This is a genomic window from Agrococcus sp. GW821-FHT14H11 (genome assembly GCF_058803545.1).
Genome location: NZ_JBXAPA010000013.1, coordinates 1 through 18,240, shown reverse-complemented (window position 1 = coordinate 18,240; position 18,240 = coordinate 1). Strand labels below are relative to the sequence as shown.

The window sequence follows — 18,240 nt, the reverse complement described above, 5'->3', positions numbered from 1 at the left end:
GCGGTCTACGCCTCGATGACGACGGGGATGATCATCGGGCGGCGACGGATGCGCGTGCCGACCCAGCGGCCGACCGTGCGGCGCACGACCTGCTGGTACTGGTGCTGGTCGCGCACGCCCTGCTCGCCGGCCTCGGCGAGCGCCTTGATGATCTTGGGGCGGATGTCGTCGAAGACCTTGTCGTCCTCGGCGAAGCCGCGCGCGTGGATCTCGGGCCCGACGATGACCTTGCCCGTCTGCGGCTCGAGCGCGATGAAGATCGAGATGAAGCCCTCCTCCGCGAGGATGCGGCGGTCCTTCAGGTCGGCCTCGTCGATGCGGCCGACGGAGGAGCCGTCGACGTAGACGAAGCCGATCTCGAGCTGTCCGGCGACGCGGATCTCGTGGTCCTTGAGATCCCAGACGGTGCCGTTCTCGCCGACCATCGCGCGCTCGCGCGGCACGCCGGTGTCGATCGCGAGCTGCGCGGCCGCGTGCAGGTGGCGGTACTCGCCGTGCACGGGGATGACGTTGCGCGGGCCGAGGATGTTGTAGCAGTACAGCAGCTCGCCGGCGGAGGCGTGGCCCGAGACGTGCACCTTCGCCGAGCCCTTGTGCACGACCTTCGCGCCGAGCTGCATGAGGCCGTTGATGATGCGGAAGACGGCGTTCTCGTTGCCGGGGATGAGGCTCGAGGCGAGGATGACGGTGTCGTCCTCCCCCACCTCGATGCGGTGCTCGCCGTTGACGATGCGGCTCAGGACCGCCATCGGCTCGCCCTGCGACCCGGTCGACATGAAGACGACCTGCTCGCGCGGCATCCCCTCGGCCTTCTTCTGGTCGACGACGATGCCGTCCGGCACCTTCAGGTAGCCCAGGTCGGCGGCGATGCCCATGTTGCGCACCATCGAGCGGCCGACGAACGCGACCTTGCGGCCGTTCTCGGCGGCGGCGTCGAGCACCTGCTGCACGCGGTGCACGTGGCTCGAGAACGACGCGACGACGACGAGACCGGTCGTCTTCGCGATGACCTGCGAGATGACGGGGCCGATCTCGCGCTCGGGAGCCGTGAACCCGGGGACGTCGGCGTTCGTGGAGTCGACCAGGAACGCATCCACCCCCTCCTCGCCGAGCCGCGCGAAGGCGCGCAGGTCGGTGATGCGGTCGTCGAGCGGCAGCTGGTCCATCTTGAAGTCGCCCGTGTGGAGCACGAGGCCCGCGCGGGTGCGGATCGCGACCGCGAGGGCGTCGGGGATGGAGTGGTTGACCGCGATGAACTCGGTCTCGAACGGGCCGAGCTGCTCCTTCTCGCCCTCGCGCACCGTGTGCGTGTAGGGCTTGATGCGGTGCTCCTTGAGCTTCGCCTCGACGAGCGCGAGCGTGAGCTGCGAGCCGAGCAGGGGGATGTCGGCCTTGAGGCGCAGGAGGTACGGCACGGCGCCGATGTGGTCCTCGTGGCCGTGCGTGAGCACGAGGCCGACGACGTCGTCGAGGCGGTCGCGGATGGGGCCGAAGTCGGGCAGGATCAGGTCGACGCCGGGCTGGTGCTCCTCGGGGAAGAGCACGCCGCAGTCGACGATGAGCAGCTTGCCGTCGAGCTCGTAGACCGTCATGTTGCGGCCGACCTCGCCGAGGCCGCCGAGCGGGAAGATGCGGAGCGTGCCTGCCTCGAGCGGGGCGGGCTGGGTGATGGCCGTCAATGGGCCTCCTTCATGTGGGGCTCGCCCGCGGTGTGCCGGGGTCGAGCGGATGTGGTGGGGTGCGCGCACCTCGCGCGCTCTGTGGTCTGCGTGGGCCGTCGCCCTATCGGGTGGTGCCGTGCACCTTGGGCAGCGCGCCGCCGGCCGCCGCGTTGCGGTCGGGCCGGAAGCGGCTCAGGTCGAGGCCGTCGACGCCCCGGACGAGGGCGATCTCGTCCTCGATGAGGGCCGCCTCGGTGTCCTCGGGGCCGACGAGCGGCAGGCGCACGCGCGGGCTGCCGATGCGGCCGAGGCCGTGGAGGATGTACTTCGTCGCGACGGTGCCGGGCACGTGCGTCATCGTCGCACGCACGAGCGGCTCGAGCGCCTTGTGCTGCGCCTGGGCCGTCGCGAGGTCGCCCTCGTTCACCGCGTCGATCATGGTGCGGTACGGGCGCGGGGCGATGTTGGCGGTGACGCCGATGAGCCCGGAGGCGCCGATCGCGAGGTGCGGCAGCACGTTGGCGTCGTCGCCCGAGAAGTAGAGCAGGTCGGTCTGGTTGAGCACGCGGCTCACCTCGGCGAAGTCGCCCTTGGCGTCCTTCACGGCGAGGATGTTCGGGTGCTTCGCCGCGCGGAGCAGCGTCTCGTAGCGGATCGGGATGCCTGCGCGGCCGGGGATGTCGTACAGGATGACCGGCAGGTCGGTCGCGTCGGCGATCATCCGGAAGTGCGTGAGGATGCCCGCCTGCGTGGGCTTGTTGTAGTACGGCGTGACGATCATGACGCCGTCGGCGCCCGCCTGCTCCGCCTGCCGGTAGAGGTCCATCGCGTGCGCGGTCTCGTTGGAGCCGCCGCCCTGGATGATCTTCGCCCGGTCGCCGGCGACGGCCTTCGCCACCTCGACGAGCTTGATCTTCTCGGGGTCGGTGAGCGTGGAGGTCTCGCCGGTGGTGCCGGAGACGACGATGCCGTCGGCGCCGTGCGTGACGACGTCGTCGATGAGCCGCTCGACGTCGTCCCAGTCGACCTCGCCGTCGGCGCCCATCGGGGTCACGAGCGCGACGAGCACCTGGCCGAAGGGATTGGGGTTCACTCCCCCAGGCTATCGGGTGCACGTCCCAGGTGGCGGCAGGGGCCTCAGCCGTCGCCACGCTGGGTGTGACCGAATCGTTACCGTGCCGAGCCGCGCACAGCTGAGGGTTCTTCATAGGATCGCGCTGACCCCCGTCGTGCAGCCCCCATGCTGCCCCTCGCAGCTAGGACAGCCATGCGCGCTCTCGTCGCCCTCGCCGCCTCCCTCGCGCTCGTCGCGACCGGCCTGACCACGGCGGCGGCGCCCGCCGAGGCGTTCGAGGCGCACCGCCTCGAGGGACCGGACCGCTGGACGACGGCGGTCGAGGTCGACCGCGCCATGGACGCTGCCGGCGGGCCGGTCTTCCTCGCGAACGGCCAGAAGTTCCCGGACGCCCTCTCCGCGGCCCCCGTCGTCGCCGCTGAGGGCGGCCACCTGCTGCTCACCGCCCAGCAGGCGCTGCCGGGCGTGGTCGCGGAGCGCATCGCCGAGCTCGCCCCCAGCGAGATCGTGATCGTCGGCTCCGAGGCCTCGATCTCCGACGCGGTCGTCCAGCAGGCCGTGGCCGCTGCCGAGCGCGGCGGAAGCCGCGCCGAGGTGGCGCGGCTCGGCGGCGCCGGCCGCGTGGAGACGTCGCTCCTGCTGCTCGAGCGGCTCGAGCGCAGCGGGCCGGTGGACGAGATCTGGATCGCGTCCGGGTCGAAGTTCCCCGACGCCCTCGTCGCGGCGTCCGTCGCCGGTCGTCACCACCAGGCCGTCGTGCTCGACCACCACGGCAGCACTCCCGCCGCGGCCGAGGCGTGGCTGGCGACCGTGGCGTCGTCGGTCGAGGGCCGGCACCTCTCCATCGCGGGCGGCGAGCCCTCTGTCAGTGCGGCGGATGCGCTCGGCCTCGAGCGCGTGGGAGCGGCATCGGTCGCGCGGTTCGCGGGACGCGATCGCTACGACACCGCGCGCGAGATCAACGCGGCGTGGAGCGACGAGCAGTCGCCCGTGATGCTGCTCGCCACGGGGCAGGACTTCCCGGACGCCCTCGCCGGGGCGGCGCTCTCGGCGATGTCGAACGCCCCGATGTTCCTCACCCCGAACGGCTGCCATGCGGCCATCACGCCCATGCTGCGCGATCGCGCGGACCAGCTGGGAGTCGAGGCCGTCGTGGGCCTGGGAAGCTCGGCGACGGTCAGCGACGCCGCCCTGCGGCTCGAGCCGTGCACTACGTCGCTGCGGCAGCAGATCGCGCAGGTGTACGGGGCCTTCCCGGCACAGCAGCACTCCGGCACCGGGCCCCGGGTCATCGACCTCGGCCGCAGCATCAGCTACGCCCAGGTGATCGCGCGCATCGAGGGCAGCGGTTCGGTCTTCATCCATGCGCTCGACCGGGACCGGGGGCACCTCGACACCATCGGCGGGGGCTGGGCGCCCTACCGGGGCACGTCGCTGCTGGCGCCGTACGGGGGCCCATCGCCCGCCCGGTACCTGCGCGTCGAGGCGCAGGGGTCGTGGACGCTCGAGGTGCGGGACCTGACCAACGCCCCGGTGCTGTCCGGCTCCGCAACCGGCTCCTCCGACGCCGTGCTGCTGCGGATGGGACCCGAGGCGACGCTGACGGTGAGCAGCGGCGGCTCCACCCGCACGACCGGCATCCGTCAGCTGTACGGCTACTGGCAGTCGCAGGAGCCGTTCGCCGTGGGGACGCAGTTCCCGAGCTCGGCCCCGATCGCCGGCGGCCTCTCGGTCATCGGCGTGCGCGCCATGACGGACAGCAGCTGGGCGCTCTCCGTCCGCTGAGCGGCGTCAGCGGACGCGCTCGAGCGTGCGGTAGCGGTAGCGCAGGCCCGTGCGGCTGACGTGCCACCCCTCCGCCGGATCGCGCGCGACCAGCCGCCACGACGCATCCGCACCCTCCGTCGTGGCGTCGGGCGCGGTCGTGTCGCCGGATGCGTCGAGGTCGATGTCGGTGATCTCGAGCCGGTCGGCGAGGTGCATGGCATCGCGGTAGACGCGTCCGCCGCCGACGACCCACGCCTCGTCGCCGAGCTCTGCGGCGACCTCGAGCGCGCGCTCGAGGCTCGGCACGACGCGGGCGCCGGGAGCGACGTAGTCGCGGTCGGAGGTGATGACGATGTTGTCGCGGCCGGGCAGCGGGCGGAAGCGCTCGGGGAAGGACTCCCAGGTGCGTCGCCCCATCACCACCGGGTGGCCCATCGTGATCGCCTTGAAGCGCGCCATGTCCTCGGGCAGCCGCCACGGCATGTCGCCGGCCTCGCCGATGACGCCGCCGCGCGCCTCGGCCCAGATCATGCCGAGCATCAGACGGCGACCGGTGCCTTGATGGCCGGGTGGTGCTGGTAGCCGACCACCTCGAGGTCGTCGTACTCGACGTCGAAGATCGACGCGCGGTGGGTCTTCAGGCGCAGCGTCGGGAGCGGGAACGGCTCGCGCGAGAGCTGCTCGGCGACCTGCTCGACGTGGTTGTCGTAGATGTGGCAGTCGCCGCCGGTCCAGATGAAGTCGCCGACCTCGAGGCCCGTCTGGTCGGCGACGAGGTGCGTGAGCAGCGCGTAGCTGGCGATGTTGAACGGCACGCCGAGGAACATGTCGGCCGAGCGCTGGTACAGCTGGCACGAGAGCCGGCCGTCGGCGACGGAGAACTGGAAGAGGGCGTGGCACGGCGCGAGCGCCATCTCGGGGATGTCGGCGGGGTTCCACGCGGAGACGATGAGGCGCCGCGAGTCGGGGTTGCGGCGGATCTCGTCGATCACCTGCTGGATCTGGTCGATGGTGCCGCCGTCGGGCGTCGGCCACGAGCGCCACTGCACGCCGTAGACGGGGCCCAGCTCGCCGTCCGCAGCCGCCCACTCGTCCCAGATCGTGACGCCGCGCTTCTGCAGCCAGCGCACGTTGGAGTCGCCGCGCAGGAACCACAGCAGCTCGAGCGCGATCGACTTGAAGTGCACGCGCTTCGTCGTGATGAGCGGGAAGCCCTCCGACAGGTCGTAGCGCAGCTGGCGGCCGAACACCGAGCGGGTGCCGGTGCCGGTGCGGTCGCTCTTGTGCTCGCCGTGCGCGAGCACGTCGGCGAGGAGCTCCTCGTAGGGGTGCGTCATCGTGCCTCCAGGCTCTCAGTCTTCCGCAGCGCGATCGCCTTCCGCGCAGCCATGCGCGCGCGCCGCCGATCGCGTGCCGCGTCGTACGCCATCGACAGGCGCAGCCACGAGCGCCACGACTCCGGGTGCGCCTCGACGTCGGCCTTCGCGACCGGGAACGCCTGCTCGGCGGCGTCGCGCTCGGCGCGACCCGACGGCGTGCCCGGCAGCGGCGCGGGCATGCCGCCCTCGTCGGCGAGCTGCCGGGTCGCGCGCTCGAGCTGCAGCCCGAAGACCACCTCGCGCACGAGCGCCCACGCGCCGACGAGGAACGTCGCGACGAGCGCGACGCCGACGGCGATCGCGACGGGCTCGCCCGAGGCGAGGAAGCGCACCGCGCGGTCGCCGGCGAGCACGACGTAGAGCGCGAGCACGGCGGCCATCGCGAGCGCGGCCCACTTGCGCGTCGCGGTGCGAGCCGCGGGGCGCTCGGTCACGCGAGCCCCAGCAGGTCGCCGATGCCGACGGTGACGCCGGGTCGCGCGTCGGCGCGCAGCGCCAGCAGGATGCCGGCCGAGTAGGAGTCGCTCGAGGTCGTGTCATGACGGATCGTCAGGGTCTCGCCGACGCCGCCGAAGATGACCTCCTGCCGCGCCACGACGCCCGGCAGCCGGATCGCATGGACCGGCACGCCCGCGACGATCGCGCCACGGCCCGGCTCGTCGGGCGTCGCGGGGTGGAAGCCGCGCACGGCGCCGATCGCCTCGGCAGTGCGCGTGGCGGTGCCGCTCGGCGCGTCGCGCTTGCGGTCGTGGTGCGCCTCGACGACCTCGACCGCGGCGAAGTGCTGCGCCGCGATCGTCGCGAGGTGCGTCTCGAGCACGCTGCCGAGCGAGAAGTTGGGGACGATGCGGATGCGCTCGGCACCGCGGGCGCGCAGCGCCTCGATGCGCTCATGGGTCCAGCCGCTCGTGCCGACCACCGCCGGCACGCCCGCGGCGACCGCCGCCTCGACGAGCTGCTGGCTCGCGCCGAGCACGGTCGCGTCGAAGACGACGTCGAGCCCGTCGAGGTCGAGCCCCTCGCGCACGTCGAGCTCGACCGGCTCGAGGTCGTCGGCCTCCTGGGCGAGCCGCAGCGCGAGCGATCCGAGCCTGCCGGTGGAGCCTGCGATGCCGATGCGGGTGGGGCCTGCCATGCCCTCCAGCCTACGGCGAGGAGCGTGCCCGGCCCGCCCGTAGAGTGGCACCGTGGCAGTCACGATCGCTCCCGAGGACCCCGCCTCCGCCGTCGCGCAGGGGCTGCTCGACGCCTACTTCGCCGACCGGGCGATCACCTTCGTCGGCGGGCAGTACCGCCCGAAGCCGGCCGACCCCGCGACGCTCCGCGCCCCCGACGGAGCCTTCCTCGTCGCCTGGAGCGGCGACGAGGCGGTCGGATGCGGTGCGCTGCGACGGCTCGGACCGTCGCGCTTCGAGGTCAAGCACCTCTACGTCGCCCCCGCCGGCCGCGGGCAGGGCACCGGCGCCGCGCTGCTCGCGGCGCTCGAGGCGCGCGCCGCCGAGCTCGGCGCGACGGAGGTCGTGCTCGACACGAACAGCGCGCTCGAGGTGGCGAACCGCCTCTACACGACCCGAGGCTACGCATCCGTGCCCGCCTACAACGACAACCCGAACGCGACGACCTGGTTCCTGAAGCCGCTGGGCTGAGGTGCCGCGGCCGCCATCGAGTGGCGGCTTCCAGCATCGAGTGGCGGCTCCCGTCATCGAGTGGCGGCTCGCTTCCCTCGGTCGGAGCGGCACCAGGCACGGCGCCACTCGATCGCGCACGGCGCCACTCGATCGCCGGCGGCGCCACTCGATCGCCCAAGGCGCCACTCGATCGCGCGACGCGCCACTCGATCGCGCGAGGCGCCACTCGATCGCGGGAGGCGCCACTCGGCGCCGCGGGTGCCGCGGCTAGTACGGCTGCGGGATCGGGAGGCCCGTGCGGTCCTCCGGCGGCAGGTGGCCGAGGTCGTTGTGCACGACGAGCTGCGGCGGCTTGCCCGAGCGGCGGCGGATGATCGTCAGGCCGCAGTTGGCCTGGTTGAGGCCCATCCACTGCCAGCTGGGCGACTGCATGACCTCGCGCACGAACCAGCCGATGACGAAGTTGTGGGTGATGAGCAGCTCGTTGAGGTCGCCGCGCGACGGGCGCAGCCAGTGCTCGGCGGCGTCGTGCATCTGCGCGGCACCCGCCTCGGCCTCGGCGGGACGCACGCTCTCGAGGAAGCGGTGGAAGCCCACGGGCGTGTCGGGCTCGAGGCCCGAGGGGATGCAGTCGAGCAGCAGCGACGAGCGCTCGAACTCGACCGCGGGCAGTCGCTCCCCCATGATCGCGGCGGTCTCGGTGGCGCGCTGCAGCGGCGAGGTCCACGCGTGGTCGAAGTCGATGCCCGAGAGCCGCTGCGCGATCGCGTGCGCCTGCCGCACGCCGCGCCCGGAGAGCCGGCCGTCCTCGACGCCGTGCTCCGCATCGAGCTGCTCCCCATGTCGGACCAGGTAGAGCAGGTGCGCCATCGTTCCTCCGGCGGGCGCAGCATCGCGCCCCGTCGTGGGCGCGCGGACGCGCCGTCGTTCGCTGTCAGTGAGCGGCCGCCGCCGCTCCGTCCACCCTACCCGCCGTGGGGGACACGGCGAGCGCGTCGAGGCCGTCCGGCACCTGGCCGACGGCCGCGATCGAGCGGGGTCCGGATGCGAGCTGCGCGGCCAGGGCGCGCACGTCGGCGTCGGTGACGCGCTCGATGCGCTCGAGGGTGGCGTCGATGTCGAGGAACTCGCCGAGCGTCAGCTCGGCCCGGCCGAGGCGCGACATGCGCGTGTCGGTGTCCTCGAGCGCGAGCGCGGAGCCGCCCGCGAGCTGCCCCTTCGCGCGGCGCAGCTCGTCGTCGTCGACGCCCTCGGCGAGGCGCTCGAGCTCGCCCACCATGAGGCCGGCCACCTCGAGCGTCTTGCGGGGCGCGCACGCGGCGGCCATGCCCATGAGCCCCGCGTCGGCGTAGCCGGAGGCGAACGAGTAGACCGAGTAGGCGAGGCCGCGCTTCTCGCGGATCTCCTGGAACAGCCGCGACGACATGCCGGCGCCGAGCACCGCGTTCAGCACCGCCATGGCGCTGCGCCGCTCGTCGGTGGCCACGAGGCCGGGCGTGCCGAGCATGAGGTTGACCTGCTCGAGCGGGCGCTGCACGAGGGCGAGCCCGCCGGCCGCGTAGCCCTCGCCGCTGCCCGTGCGGCGGGGCCGCGGGACGGCATCGGCGAGCGACCAGCCGTAGCGGGTGAGCGCGAGCTGCAGCTGCTCGACGACCGCGTCGTGGTCGACGGCGCCCGCGATGGTGACGACGAGGTCGCGCGCCGCGTAGTGCTCGCGGTAGTGCTCGTGCACGCGGTCGCGCGAGACGGCCCGGATCGACTCGGGCGTGCCGCCGATGGGGCGGCCGAGCGGCGCCTGCTCGCCGTGCACGAGCTCGCTCAGGCGCTCCCCCGCGACGTCGCCCGGGTCGTCGTCGGCCATCGCGAGCTCCTCGAGGATGACCTCGCGCTCGTGCTCGAACTCGTCGGCGTCGAGCAGCGACGACGTGACCATGTCGGCGAGCACGTCGATGGCCATCGGCAGGTCGCGGTCGCGCACCTTCGCGTAGTAGCAGGTGTGCTCCTTGGCCGTGAGCGCGTTGTGCTCGCCCCCGACCTCGTCGAACGCCACCGCGATGTCGAAGGCGGTGCGCGTCGGGGTGCCCTTGAAGAGCAGGTGCTCGAGGAAGTGCGTCGCGCCGCGCGCGTCGCCCGGCTCGTCGCGCGATCCGACGGGCACCCAGAAGCCGACCGACGCGCTCAGCGCGCCCGGCACCTGCTCGGTGAGCACGCGCACGCCGCTCGGCAGCACGCTGCGGCGCACGACGGCGCCGCCGGCGGCGGCGATGGCGATCTCGGGAGTCTCGAGCGGGAGGGCGACGGCAGGCATCCGTCCAGTCTACGAGCCGCCCGGAGACGACGGATGCCCCCACCCGGCGGGGTGGGGGCATCCGAGCGTCGTGCGCTACTCGGCCGAGTCTGCCGAGACCGACGACTCCGCGGAGCCGTCCGCCGCGACGGGGGCGACCGGCGCCGACTCGTCGACGACCTCGAGCGAGAGCTTGCCGCGGTCGTCGATCTTCGTGATCTCGACCTGGATCTTCTGACCCACCGAGACGACGTCCTCGACGCTCTCGATGCGCTTGCCGCCGTTGAGCGCGCGCATGGCGGTCACGTGCAGCAGGCCGTCGCGACCCGGCATCAGCGAGACGAACGCGCCGAACGACGCGATCTTCACGACGGTGCCGAGGAAGCGCTCGCCGACCTCGGGGTTCGAGGGGTTGGCGATCGCGTTGACCGCGGAGCGCGCGGCCTCGGCCGACGGCCCGTCGACGGCGCCGATGTAGACGGTGCCGTTGTCCTCGATCGAGATCTGGGCGCCCGTGTCGTCCTGGATCTGGTTGATCGTCTTGCCCTTCGGGCCGATCAGCTCGCCGATCTTGTCGACCGGGATCTGCACGCTGATGACGCGCGGCGCGGTGGGCGCCATCTCGTCGGGGGCGTCGATGGCGGCGTTGAGGACCTCGAGGATCTTCGTGCGCGCCTCCTTCGCCTGCGTCAGTGCGCTCGTCAGCACCGAGGCCGGCAGGCCCGAGAGCTTCGTGTCGAGCTGGATGGCCGTGATGAACTCCGGCGTGCCGGCGACCTTGAAGTCCATGTCGCCGAGCGCGTCCTCGGCGCCGAGGATGTCGGTGAGCGCCGCGTAGCGGGTCTCGCCGTCGACCGTGTCGCTGACGAGGCCCATCGCGATGCCCGCGACGGGCGCCTTGAGCGGCACGCCGGCGTTCAGCAGCGCGAGGGTCGACGCGCAGACCGAGCCCATCGACGTCGAGCCGTTCGAGCCCAGCGCCTCCGAGACCTGGCGGATCGCGTACGGGAAGTCCTCCCGGCTCGGCAGCACGGGCACGAGCGCGCGCTCGGCCAGGGCGCCGTGGCCGATCTCGCGGCGCTTCGGGCTGCCGACGCGGCCCGTCTCGCCCGTCGAGTACGGCGGGAAGTTGTAGTTGTGCATGTAGCGCTTCGACGTGACCGGGCTCAGCGAGTCGATCTGCTGCTCGAGCTTCAGCATGTTCAGGGTCGTGATGCCCATGATCTGCGTCTCGCCGCGCTGGAAGATCGCGGAGCCGTGCACGCGCGGCACGACCGCGACCTCGGCGTCGAGCGGACGGATGTCGGCCAGGCCGCGGCCGTCCATGCGGACCTGCTCGGAGAGGATGCGTCCGCGGACGACCTCCTTCGTCACGGCCTTGTAGGCGCCCGAGACCTGCGTCGCGACGACGGCCTCCAGCTCGCCGCGCTCGATGCGCGCATTGATCTCCTGCTTGACCTGCTCCTTGAGCTGGTCGTCGGCGTCCTGGCGCTCGAGCTTGCCGGCGATCCGGTAGACCTCCGACAGGCGCTCCTGCGCGACCTCGCGGACGGCGACGAGCGCCTCCTCCGAGTACGGCGGGAACAGCGGGTACTGCTGCGTCTCCTTGGCGGCGGTCTTGGCGACCTCGGCCTGCGCGGCGACGAGCTGCTTGATGAACGGCTTCGAGGCCTCGAGGCCCTGCGCGACGATCTCCTCGGTCGGCTTCACGGCGCCGCCCTGGATGAGCTCCCAGGCGTTGTCGGTGGCCTCGGCCTCGACCATCATGATCGCGACGTCCTCGACGCCGGCGGCGTCGGTGACCACGCGGCCGGCGACGACCATGTTGAACACGGCCTGCTCGAGCTGCGAGTGCTTGGGGAAGGCGACCCACTGGCCGTCGATGAGCGCGACGCGCACGCCGCCGATCGGGCCGTCGAACGGCAGGCCCGAGAGCTGCGTCGACATGGACGCGGCGTTGATCGCGAGCGCGTCGTAGATCTCGTCGGGCTCGATGGCGAGCACGGTGACGACGACCTGCACCTCGTTGCGGATGCCCTCCACGAACGACGGGCGCAGCGGCCGGTCGATGAGGCGGCACGTGAGGATCGCGTCGGTCGAGGGGCGGCCCTCGCGGCGGAAGAACGAGCCGGGGATGCGGCCCGCGGCGTACATGCGCTCCTCGACGTCGACGGTGAGCGGGAAGAAGTCGAAGTGGTCCTTCGGCTGCTTGGAGACGCTCGTGGCGCTCAGCAGCATCGTCTCCTCGTCGATGTATGCGACCGCGGCGCCCTGCGCCTGCTGCGCGAGGCGGCCGGTCTCGAAGCGGACGGTGCGGGTGCCGAAGCGGCCGTTGTCGAGGACGGCTTCGGCGAATGTGATCTCTGGACCCTCCATAGGGTCACTCCTCTCGTGGGCGCGCGGACGCGCTGTCGATATCGCGATCGACGGGCGAGGAGGTGGTCATCAGTGGAGGAGGTCGAAGCTCCGCTTCGGCATCCTCCACCAACGACCAGCCCCGTGGCTCTCGTCTGCGGATGCGCGATCGGCTGCGAAGAACTGCTGCAGCCTCGACGATGCTATCAGCCGGGCCCGAGATGCCAGGGAGGCGCCGAGGCGCACCAGGTCCCTGAGCACGACGAAGGGCCGCCCCTCGCGGGACGGCCCTTCGGGAACGCTGGGAAGGCTATCGGCGAAGGCCGAGGCGCTCGATCAGCGAGCGGTAGCGCTCGATGTCGACGTCGGACAGGTAGCCGAGCAGACGACGACGCTGACCGACGAGCAGCAGCAGGCCACGACGCGAGTGGTGGTCGTGCTTGTGCTCCTTCAGGTGCTCCGTGAGGTCCTTGATGCGGCGCGACAGCATCGCGACCTGCACCTCGGGGCTCCCGGTGTCGCCCTCGTGCGTGGCGTACTCCTCGATGATGGCCTTCTTGACCTCTGCGTTCAGGCTCATGTGGACCCCTCTCTGCTCACAGCGCGGTGCCCGTGCGGGATGCACGAGCGCTCTCTGTCCGCGGCCGATGTACGGCAACTGGCCAAGACTACCAGGTCAGCGGCGCACCGGCCATCGGGCGTCGAGCTCGCCGAAGCGCTGCACGCGTCCGCCGACCGGTGCCGCCACCGCCTGGCCGTGCGACAGCTGCACCGGCTGCCCCATCGCGGCGGCCGCCATCGAGCGGCGGTGGTGCATGAGGTCGCCGAGCAGCGCCGTCTCGTCGGCGGCGTGGCCGGAGCCCGTGCGGCCGACGAGCGCGCGCTGGCGGTGGTTGGCGAGCTTCGTCGCGGTCTGGATGTAGTGGTGCATCGACCGCCGCACGCCGCGGCGCTTCGCCCAGTCCATGAGCGAGGCGCGGCCGTCGCCGCTCGAGAGTCGCTCGACCTCCTCGCGGGTGAACCAGCCGGCGCGCCCGTAGTCGTCGAGGCGGAGCCGCGTGAGCCGCACCTCCTGGCGCAGCAGGAGCCAGACCGCGACCGCGGCGAGCGCGCACAGCGGCACCTGCACGACGAGGTAGTAGACGAAGAAGCCGACGGTGCCGCCAGGCACCCACCAGCTCGCCGAGTTCCACAGCGCGTGCAGCGCGGCGGACACGAGCCAGCCCGCCGGGAAGGCGACGAGGATCCACCACCGGCTGCGCAGCCTCGCCGCGAAGCCGAGCGCGAGCCCGATCCCGACCGCCGTGAAGATCGCGTGCGTGAGCGGGCTCATGATGCCGCGCAGGAAGAAGATGAACGAGCCGTCGCCCGACTCGGCGAGCGACGTGCCGAAGTAGAGGATGTTCTCGGTGAACGCGAATCCCGCTGCCGACAGCGCCGCGAAGACGACGCCGTCGACCGGCCCGTCGAACGTGCGCCGGAAGAACAGGAACATGATGACGACCGGGATCGCCTTCCAGAGCTCCTCCACCACCGGCGCCTGGATGACGGTCGCGTAGAACTCGAACTCCTCCTGCGAGCGCAGCAGCGGCACGACGAGCGGCTGCAGCACCCACTCGTTGAGCGCGAGCGTCAGCAGCACCGCCGCGACACCGCCCCACAGGCCCGCGAACCACATCGCCACCCGCGGCTCGGGCTCCCACCGGTCGATCGCGACGACCGCCCAGATGACGAAGCCGAGCGGCACGAGCGCCATGACGCCGGAGACGGCGACGAGCAGCGGGTTGCCGATCGCGCCGCCGAGCACGAAGATCACGCCGAACGAGGCGAGCGCGAGCACCGCGATGCCGATGATGCCGACGATCAGCCCGACGTTCGGGCCCTCCCGTCGGCGCGCGAGCGGCGAGAGCGGTGCGGTGGCGGTCACCCGAGGAGCGTACCGAGCCGTGCCGTGCCGCGCCTCAGCGCTCGGCGTCGGGCAGCGGGATGACCGGGATCGCCTGCGTCACGGGCTGCAGGCCCGACAGGCGCGCGGGCTGCAGCAGCTTCTCGACCCGCTCGCGCTCCATCAGGCCCGCCTCGACGACGAGGTCGGCGATCGACTTGCTGCTCGTGAGCGCCTCGTGGGCGAGCTTCGCCGACTCGGCGTAGCCGAGGTACGGCGTGAGCGCCGTGACGACGCCGACCGACGTGCCGACCATGAGATCGAGCCGCTCGCGGTTCGCCTCGATGCCGACGACGCAGTTCACCCGCAGCGTCAGGCACGCCTGCGTCATCCAGTGGAGGCTCTGCAGGATGGAGTGGGCGATCACCGGCTCGAACGCGTTGAGCTGCAGCTGCCCGGCCTCCGACGCCGCCGTCACCGTCGCATCCGACCCGATGACGGCGAACGCCACCTGGTTCACGACCTCGGGGATGACCGGGTTGACCTTGCCGGGCATGATCGACGACCCGGCCTGCTTCGCGGGCAGCGAGATCTCGCCGAAGCCCGCCTGCGGGCCCGAGGAGAGCAGCCGCAGGTCGTTGCAGATCTTGGACAGCTTCGCCGCGCAGCGCTTGAGCGTCCCCGAGAGCGTCATGAACACGCCGGTGTCGCTCGTCGCCTCGATGAGGTCGGCGGCGGCCGTGATCGGCAGGCCGGTGAGCTCGGCGAGGTGCCGGCAGGCGGCCTCGGCGTAGCGCGGGTCGGCGGTGATGCCCGTGCCGATCGCGGTGGCGCCGAGGTTGACCTCGCTCAGCCACTTGATGGTCTCCTCGAGCCGGTCGCGGTCCTCGCGCAGCGTCACGGCGAAGCCGTGGAACTCCTGGCCGAGCGTCATCGGCACGGCGTCCTGCAGCTGCGTACGGCCGACCTTCAGCACGTCGCGGAACTCGTCGGCCTTCGCGTCGAACGCATCCGTCAGCCGCGTCAGCTCGTCGAGCAGGCGGCGCAGCGTGAACGACATCGCGACCTTGATGGAGGTCGGGTAGGTGTCGTTCGTCGACTGCGAGCGGTTGACGTCGTCGATGGGGCTGAAGTGCTCGTACGACCCCTTCGGGAAGCCGAGCTCGACGAGGCACGCGTTGGCGATGACCTCGTTCGTGTTCATGTTCGTCGAGGTGCCGGCGCCGCCCTGGATGACGCCCACCTTGAACTGGTCGTGCAGCTCGCCGCCGCGGATGCGCCGGCACACGCGGTCGATGAGGTCGGCCTTCTCGGGGTCGAGCACCCCGATCTCGCGGTTGGCGCGGGCGCAGGCCTGCTTGACGACCGCGAGCGCGTTGACGAGGTCGGAGTAGACCGAGATCGAGCGGCCGGTGATCGGGAAGTTGATGAGCGCGCGCTCGGTGTGGATGCCCCAGTAGGCGTCGGCGGGGACCGGCAGCTCGCCGAGCGAGTCGCGCTCGAGGCGGGTCGGACCCGTGTAGTGGTGCTCGCCCTGCGGGGCCGGGTCGAGCTTGTACTGGGGCGTGTCGGTCATGCGGGCTCCATCGCCGTCGGTGGCCCAGCGCCTGGTGGGCCTGGGAGGTGTGCGGATGCGGGGGTCGCCCGCCGCTGACGAGCCTAGCCGGGGAGGGTCCGCGGTGCCGGTACCCTGCCCTGGTGCCCCGACTCCTGCTCCCCCTCGCCGTCGTCTCCGCCCTCGCGCTCGCCGGCTGCGGCTCCGCCGCGCCCGACGAGACGCCCGAGCCCACCGCCGCCGGCCCGCAGCCGACCGCGAGCGAGCCGGCCGCATCCGACCCCGCCGCATCCGAGTCGCCCGTGACCGCCGAGGGCGACCCGGACGCCCCCGAGGGCTATCCGATCGAGCCGCCGACCGAGTTCCCCGAGTGCGCGGCGCTCGAGGGCGCGGTCGCCGAGCTCACCGGCGGCCTCGACTTCGACCAGGCCGCGAGCGACGCGCAGGACCAGGAGGACATCGCCGTCGAGCGCCAGTGCGCGTGGACGGCGGGCGGCAGCACGCTGCGCCTCACGCTCAGCGGCATCACGTTCGCGCCCGACGAGCTCATCGCGCTCGCGAGCTCGCGCCTCACCGTCGCCGACCCGGGCGCCAACGAGCGCGGCCTGTTCGTGATGGGCGTGGGCGAGCCGCCGGTGCTGAGCGAGACGTTCTCGGGCACCGTGAACACCTTCGACCAGTTCGAGACCGTCTCGGTCGGCTGGGACGGCGGCGAGGCGGCGTTCACGGGCCAGCAGGCGGTCGACGCCGCGGTCGCCGTGCACGACCTCATCCGCGAGTAGCGCGCGCGAGCTCCTCCCCGAGCGCCGCGACGCCGAGCTCGACCTCGGCGAACGTGGTGCTGAGCGGCGACAGCCCGATGCGGATGCCGTCGGGGGCCCGGAAGTCGGGGATGACGCCGCGCTCCCAGAGCCTCGCGTTGACGTCGCGGAACGACGGATGCGCGACGGTGAGGTGGCCGCCCCGGCGCGGCCCGGCGGGCGGGCTCGCGAGCACCGCCCCGTGCGGCAGCACGTGCGCGGCGAGCGCCTGCTCGGCGAAGCCGGTGAGGGCGATCGACTTCTCGCGCACGGCGGCGACGCCCACCTGCTCGACGAGCTCGACCATCGCCTCGAGCGCGACGGTCGCGAGCACCGGCGGGGTGCCGCTGAGGAACCGGGCCAGGTCCGGCGCGGGCCGGTAGCTCGGCGCCATCGCGAAGACGTCGGCGGCGCCCATCCAGCCCTGGATCGGCTGCTGCAGCTCGCCCTGCAGCTCGCGCCGCACGTAGGCGAAGGCGGGCGACCCGGGCCCGCCGTTCAAGTACTTGTACGTGCAGCCGACCGCGAGGTCGACGCCGTGCGCGTCGAGCTCGGTGGGGATGACGCCCGCCGAGTGGCACAGGTCCCACAGCACGAGCGCGCCCGCGTCGTGCACGGCGCGGGTGACGCCAGCGACGTCGGCGAGGAACCCCGAGCGGTAGGCGACGTGGCTCAGCACCACGAGCGCGGTGCGCTCGCCGACGGCGGCCTCGACCTGCTCGAGCGTCGCGCCGGCGGTGCGGTCGACCTCGATCCACCGGATCGTGAGGCCGCGCTCGGCGGCGACGCCCTCGACGATGAAGCGGTCGGTCGGGAAGTTGTCGTCGTCGATGACGATCTCGGTGCGGCCGGCGCTGCGCGGCGCGTCGACCGCGGCGCGGATGAGCTTGTAGAGCAGCACCGTGGTCGAGTCGCCGACGACGGTCTGGCCCGGCGCCGCGCCGACGAGCGCGCCGATGCGGTCGCCCAGCTCGTACGGCAGGCGCATCCAGCCCTCGTCCCAGCCGCGGATGAGGCGGCTGCCCCAGTCGTGGCCGACGAAGCGCGCGAAGCGCTCCTCGAGCGACGCGAGCGGGCGGCCGAGCGAGTTGCCGTCGAGGTAGGAGACGACGCCGGGGTCGCGCACGAACGCGTTCGTGTGGGCGGCGAGCGGGTCGGCGGCGTCGAGCTCGGCGGCGAGGCGGGCGGTGTCGGTCATCGAGGGGCCTCCAGGTCGGTGATGCGCACGGGCCGGGACCGGTGCAGGGATGCGAGCGCGGCGGCGTCGCCGTCGACGTCGGGCGGGAAGGCGCTCGCGACGGCGCCGCCGGGCAGCAGCCGGGCCGCGGTGAGCGCGTCGACGAGCGCCGCCCCCTCGACCCCGGCCTGCCGCAGCGCCGCGACCTCCGCCTGGTCGAGGTCGAGGCGGCTCGAGCCGTTGCCGAGGTCGGTGCCGTAGGCGACCGCTCCCCCGGCCGCTGCGAAGCGCGCGAGGTTGTCGGTGGCGCGCGCGAAGGCCTCGTCGTCGCCGTCGCGCGCGTGCATGCCGAGGGTCGAGATCCACACCGTGCGCCCGGCGGCGCGGCGCACGACGTCGTCGGCGAGCGGATGCGTCCACGGCGTGTGCGCGAGCACGTCGGCGCCGGCGACGATCGCGCGCTCCGGCTGGCCCGCGCCCTGCGCGTGCACCGCGACGCGGAGCCCCAGCGCGTGCGCCTCGGCGACCGCCGCCGCGAGCGCCTCGTCGTCGAGGGCCGGCCCGTCGTCGGTGTTCGACACGAGCTTCACGAGGCTCGCGCCCGCCGCCGCCTGCGCGCGCACCGCCGCGGCCGCCGCGGCGCCGCCCGCGACCTCGACGACACCACCGGG

16 protein-coding genes and 1 pseudogene are annotated in these 18,240 nt (G+C 72.8%); 3 read left to right on the top strand and 14 right to left on the bottom strand.

Going from position 1 to position 18,240, the window contains the following annotated elements; genetic code table 11:
- Positions 1-5: 5 nt before the first annotated feature.
- Positions 6-1,679: a ribonuclease J gene (locus tag AC1RNL_RS12675; protein ID WP_281439990.1), complete on the bottom strand. Its 1,674-nt coding sequence runs from the start codon at positions 1,677-1,679 to the stop codon at positions 6-8.
- 103 nt (positions 1,680-1,782) lie between these two features.
- Positions 1,783-2,754, bottom strand: coding sequence for a 4-hydroxy-tetrahydrodipicolinate synthase (gene dapA / locus AC1RNL_RS12670; protein ID WP_281439989.1), 972 nt, complete (start codon positions 2,752-2,754; stop codon positions 1,783-1,785).
- A 174-nt stretch (positions 2,755-2,928) separates the two neighbouring features.
- On the opposite strand from dapA, the gene AC1RNL_RS12665 reads away from it, so the two are divergent.
- On the top strand, positions 2,929-4,521 hold the full coding sequence (locus AC1RNL_RS12665; protein WP_492935438.1) for a cell wall-binding repeat-containing protein: 1,593 nt from the start codon (positions 2,929-2,931) through the stop codon (positions 4,519-4,521).
- Between the two features lie 6 nt (positions 4,522-4,527).
- On the opposite strand, the gene AC1RNL_RS12660 is transcribed toward AC1RNL_RS12665, so the two are convergent.
- From AC1RNL_RS12660 to dapB, 4 genes are read right to left on the bottom strand one after another with little or no spacing between them, the layout of a single operon-like run.
- Entirely contained in the window at positions 4,528-5,034 is a 507-nt protein-coding gene (locus AC1RNL_RS12660) for a dihydrofolate reductase (RefSeq protein WP_310121076.1), read from the bottom strand.
- 8 nt (positions 5,035-5,042) lie between these two features.
- Complete coding sequence (locus AC1RNL_RS12655) at positions 5,043-5,840, bottom strand: thymidylate synthase (RefSeq protein ID WP_310121081.1); 798 nt, start codon at positions 5,838-5,840, stop codon at positions 5,043-5,045.
- On the bottom strand, positions 5,837-6,316 hold the full coding sequence (locus AC1RNL_RS12650) for a hypothetical protein (protein WP_310121084.1): 480 nt from the start codon (positions 6,314-6,316) through the stop codon (positions 5,837-5,839). Before AC1RNL_RS12650 ends, AC1RNL_RS12655 begins: the two co-directional genes overlap by 4 nt.
- The gene (gene dapB / locus AC1RNL_RS12645; RefSeq protein WP_310121088.1) at positions 6,313-7,017 is read right to left on the bottom strand and encodes a 4-hydroxy-tetrahydrodipicolinate reductase; all 705 of its coding nucleotides are present in this window, start codon (positions 7,015-7,017) and stop codon (positions 6,313-6,315) included. Before dapB ends, AC1RNL_RS12650 begins: the two co-directional genes overlap by 4 nt.
- A gap of 52 nt (positions 7,018-7,069) precedes the next feature.
- On the opposite strand from dapB, the gene AC1RNL_RS12640 reads away from it, so the two are divergent.
- Positions 7,070-7,528, top strand: coding sequence for a GNAT family N-acetyltransferase (locus AC1RNL_RS12640; protein WP_400531950.1), 459 nt, complete (start codon positions 7,070-7,072; stop codon positions 7,526-7,528).
- Between the two features lie 249 nt (positions 7,529-7,777).
- Here the strand turns inward: AC1RNL_RS12640 and AC1RNL_RS12635 are convergent, their stop codons facing one another.
- From AC1RNL_RS12635 to AC1RNL_RS12610, 6 genes are all read right to left on the bottom strand, one after another.
- On the bottom strand, positions 7,778-8,380 hold the full coding sequence (locus AC1RNL_RS12635; protein ID WP_492935437.1) for a histidine phosphatase family protein: 603 nt from the start codon (positions 8,378-8,380) through the stop codon (positions 7,778-7,780).
- Positions 8,381-8,444: 64 nt separating this feature from the next.
- Complete coding sequence (locus AC1RNL_RS12630; RefSeq protein ID WP_492935436.1) at positions 8,445-9,818, bottom strand: M16 family metallopeptidase; 1,374 nt, start codon at positions 9,816-9,818, stop codon at positions 8,445-8,447.
- A 75-nt stretch (positions 9,819-9,893) separates the two neighbouring features.
- Positions 9,894-12,173 carry a polyribonucleotide nucleotidyltransferase gene (locus AC1RNL_RS12625; protein WP_128190648.1) on the bottom strand — a complete coding sequence of 760 codons (2,280 nt, stop codon included), beginning with the start codon at positions 12,171-12,173 and terminating at the stop codon, positions 9,894-9,896.
- 289 nt (positions 12,174-12,462) lie between these two features.
- On the bottom strand, positions 12,463-12,732 hold the full coding sequence (rpsO, locus tag AC1RNL_RS12620; RefSeq protein ID WP_128190649.1) for a 30S ribosomal protein S15: 270 nt from the start codon (positions 12,730-12,732) through the stop codon (positions 12,463-12,465).
- Between the two features lie 96 nt (positions 12,733-12,828).
- Positions 12,829-14,079, bottom strand: coding sequence for a PrsW family intramembrane metalloprotease (locus AC1RNL_RS12615; protein ID WP_310121111.1), 1,251 nt, complete (start codon positions 14,077-14,079; stop codon positions 12,829-12,831).
- Between the two features lie 34 nt (positions 14,080-14,113).
- Entirely contained in the window at positions 14,114-15,613 is a 1,500-nt protein-coding gene (locus AC1RNL_RS12610) for an aspartate ammonia-lyase (RefSeq protein WP_246990713.1), read from the bottom strand.
- 122 nt (positions 15,614-15,735) lie between these two features.
- Between AC1RNL_RS12610 and AC1RNL_RS12605 the strand changes: the two genes are divergently transcribed.
- Positions 15,736-16,374, top strand: coding sequence for a hypothetical protein (locus tag AC1RNL_RS12605; RefSeq protein WP_146357373.1), 639 nt, complete (start codon positions 15,736-15,738; stop codon positions 16,372-16,374).
- Here AC1RNL_RS12605 and AC1RNL_RS12600 read toward each other — a convergent pair.
- Together AC1RNL_RS12600 and AC1RNL_RS12595 are read right to left on the bottom strand one after the other, a co-directional pair.
- On the bottom strand, positions 16,361-17,590 hold the full coding sequence (locus AC1RNL_RS12600; RefSeq protein WP_492935435.1) for a kynureninase: 1,230 nt from the start codon (positions 17,588-17,590) through the stop codon (positions 16,361-16,363). The two genes, AC1RNL_RS12605 and AC1RNL_RS12600, sit on opposite strands and share 14 nt — an antisense overlap.
- A pseudogene (locus tag AC1RNL_RS12595) lies at positions 17,587-18,240 on the bottom strand (amidohydrolase family protein); the annotation flags it as partial. The gene AC1RNL_RS12600 and the pseudogene AC1RNL_RS12595, both read right to left, overlap by 4 nt.

Excerpts from the sequence above, each read along its gene's own strand:
- AC1RNL_RS12625 (WP_128190648.1), bottom strand. The coding sequence starts at position 12,173 with ATGGAGGGTCCAGAGATCACATTCGCCGAAGCCGTCCTCGACAACGGC.
- AC1RNL_RS12630 (WP_492935436.1), bottom strand. The coding sequence starts at position 9,818 with ATGCCTGCCGTCGCCCTCCCGCTCGAGACTCCCGAGATCGCCATCGCC.
- AC1RNL_RS12600 (WP_492935435.1), bottom strand. The coding sequence starts at position 17,590 with ATGACCGACACCGCCCGCCTCGCCGCCGAGCTCGACGCCGCCGACCCG.
- rpsO (WP_128190649.1), bottom strand. The coding sequence starts at position 12,732 with ATGAGCCTGAACGCAGAGGTCAAGAAGGCCATCATCGAGGAGTACGCC.
- AC1RNL_RS12655 (WP_310121081.1), bottom strand. The coding sequence starts at position 5,840 with ATGACGCACCCCTACGAGGAGCTCCTCGCCGACGTGCTCGCGCACGGC.
- AC1RNL_RS12665 (WP_492935438.1), top strand. The coding sequence starts at position 2,929 with ATGCGCGCTCTCGTCGCCCTCGCCGCCTCCCTCGCGCTCGTCGCGACC.
- AC1RNL_RS12635 (WP_492935437.1), bottom strand. The coding sequence starts at position 8,380 with ATGGCGCACCTGCTCTACCTGGTCCGACATGGGGAGCAGCTCGATGCG.
- dapB (WP_310121088.1), bottom strand. The coding sequence starts at position 7,017 with ATGGCAGGCCCCACCCGCATCGGCATCGCAGGCTCCACCGGCAGGCTC.
- AC1RNL_RS12610 (WP_246990713.1), bottom strand. The coding sequence starts at position 15,613 with ATGACCGACACGCCCCAGTACAAGCTCGACCCGGCCCCGCAGGGCGAG.
- AC1RNL_RS12660 (WP_310121076.1), bottom strand. The coding sequence starts at position 5,034 with ATGATCTGGGCCGAGGCGCGCGGCGGCGTCATCGGCGAGGCCGGCGAC.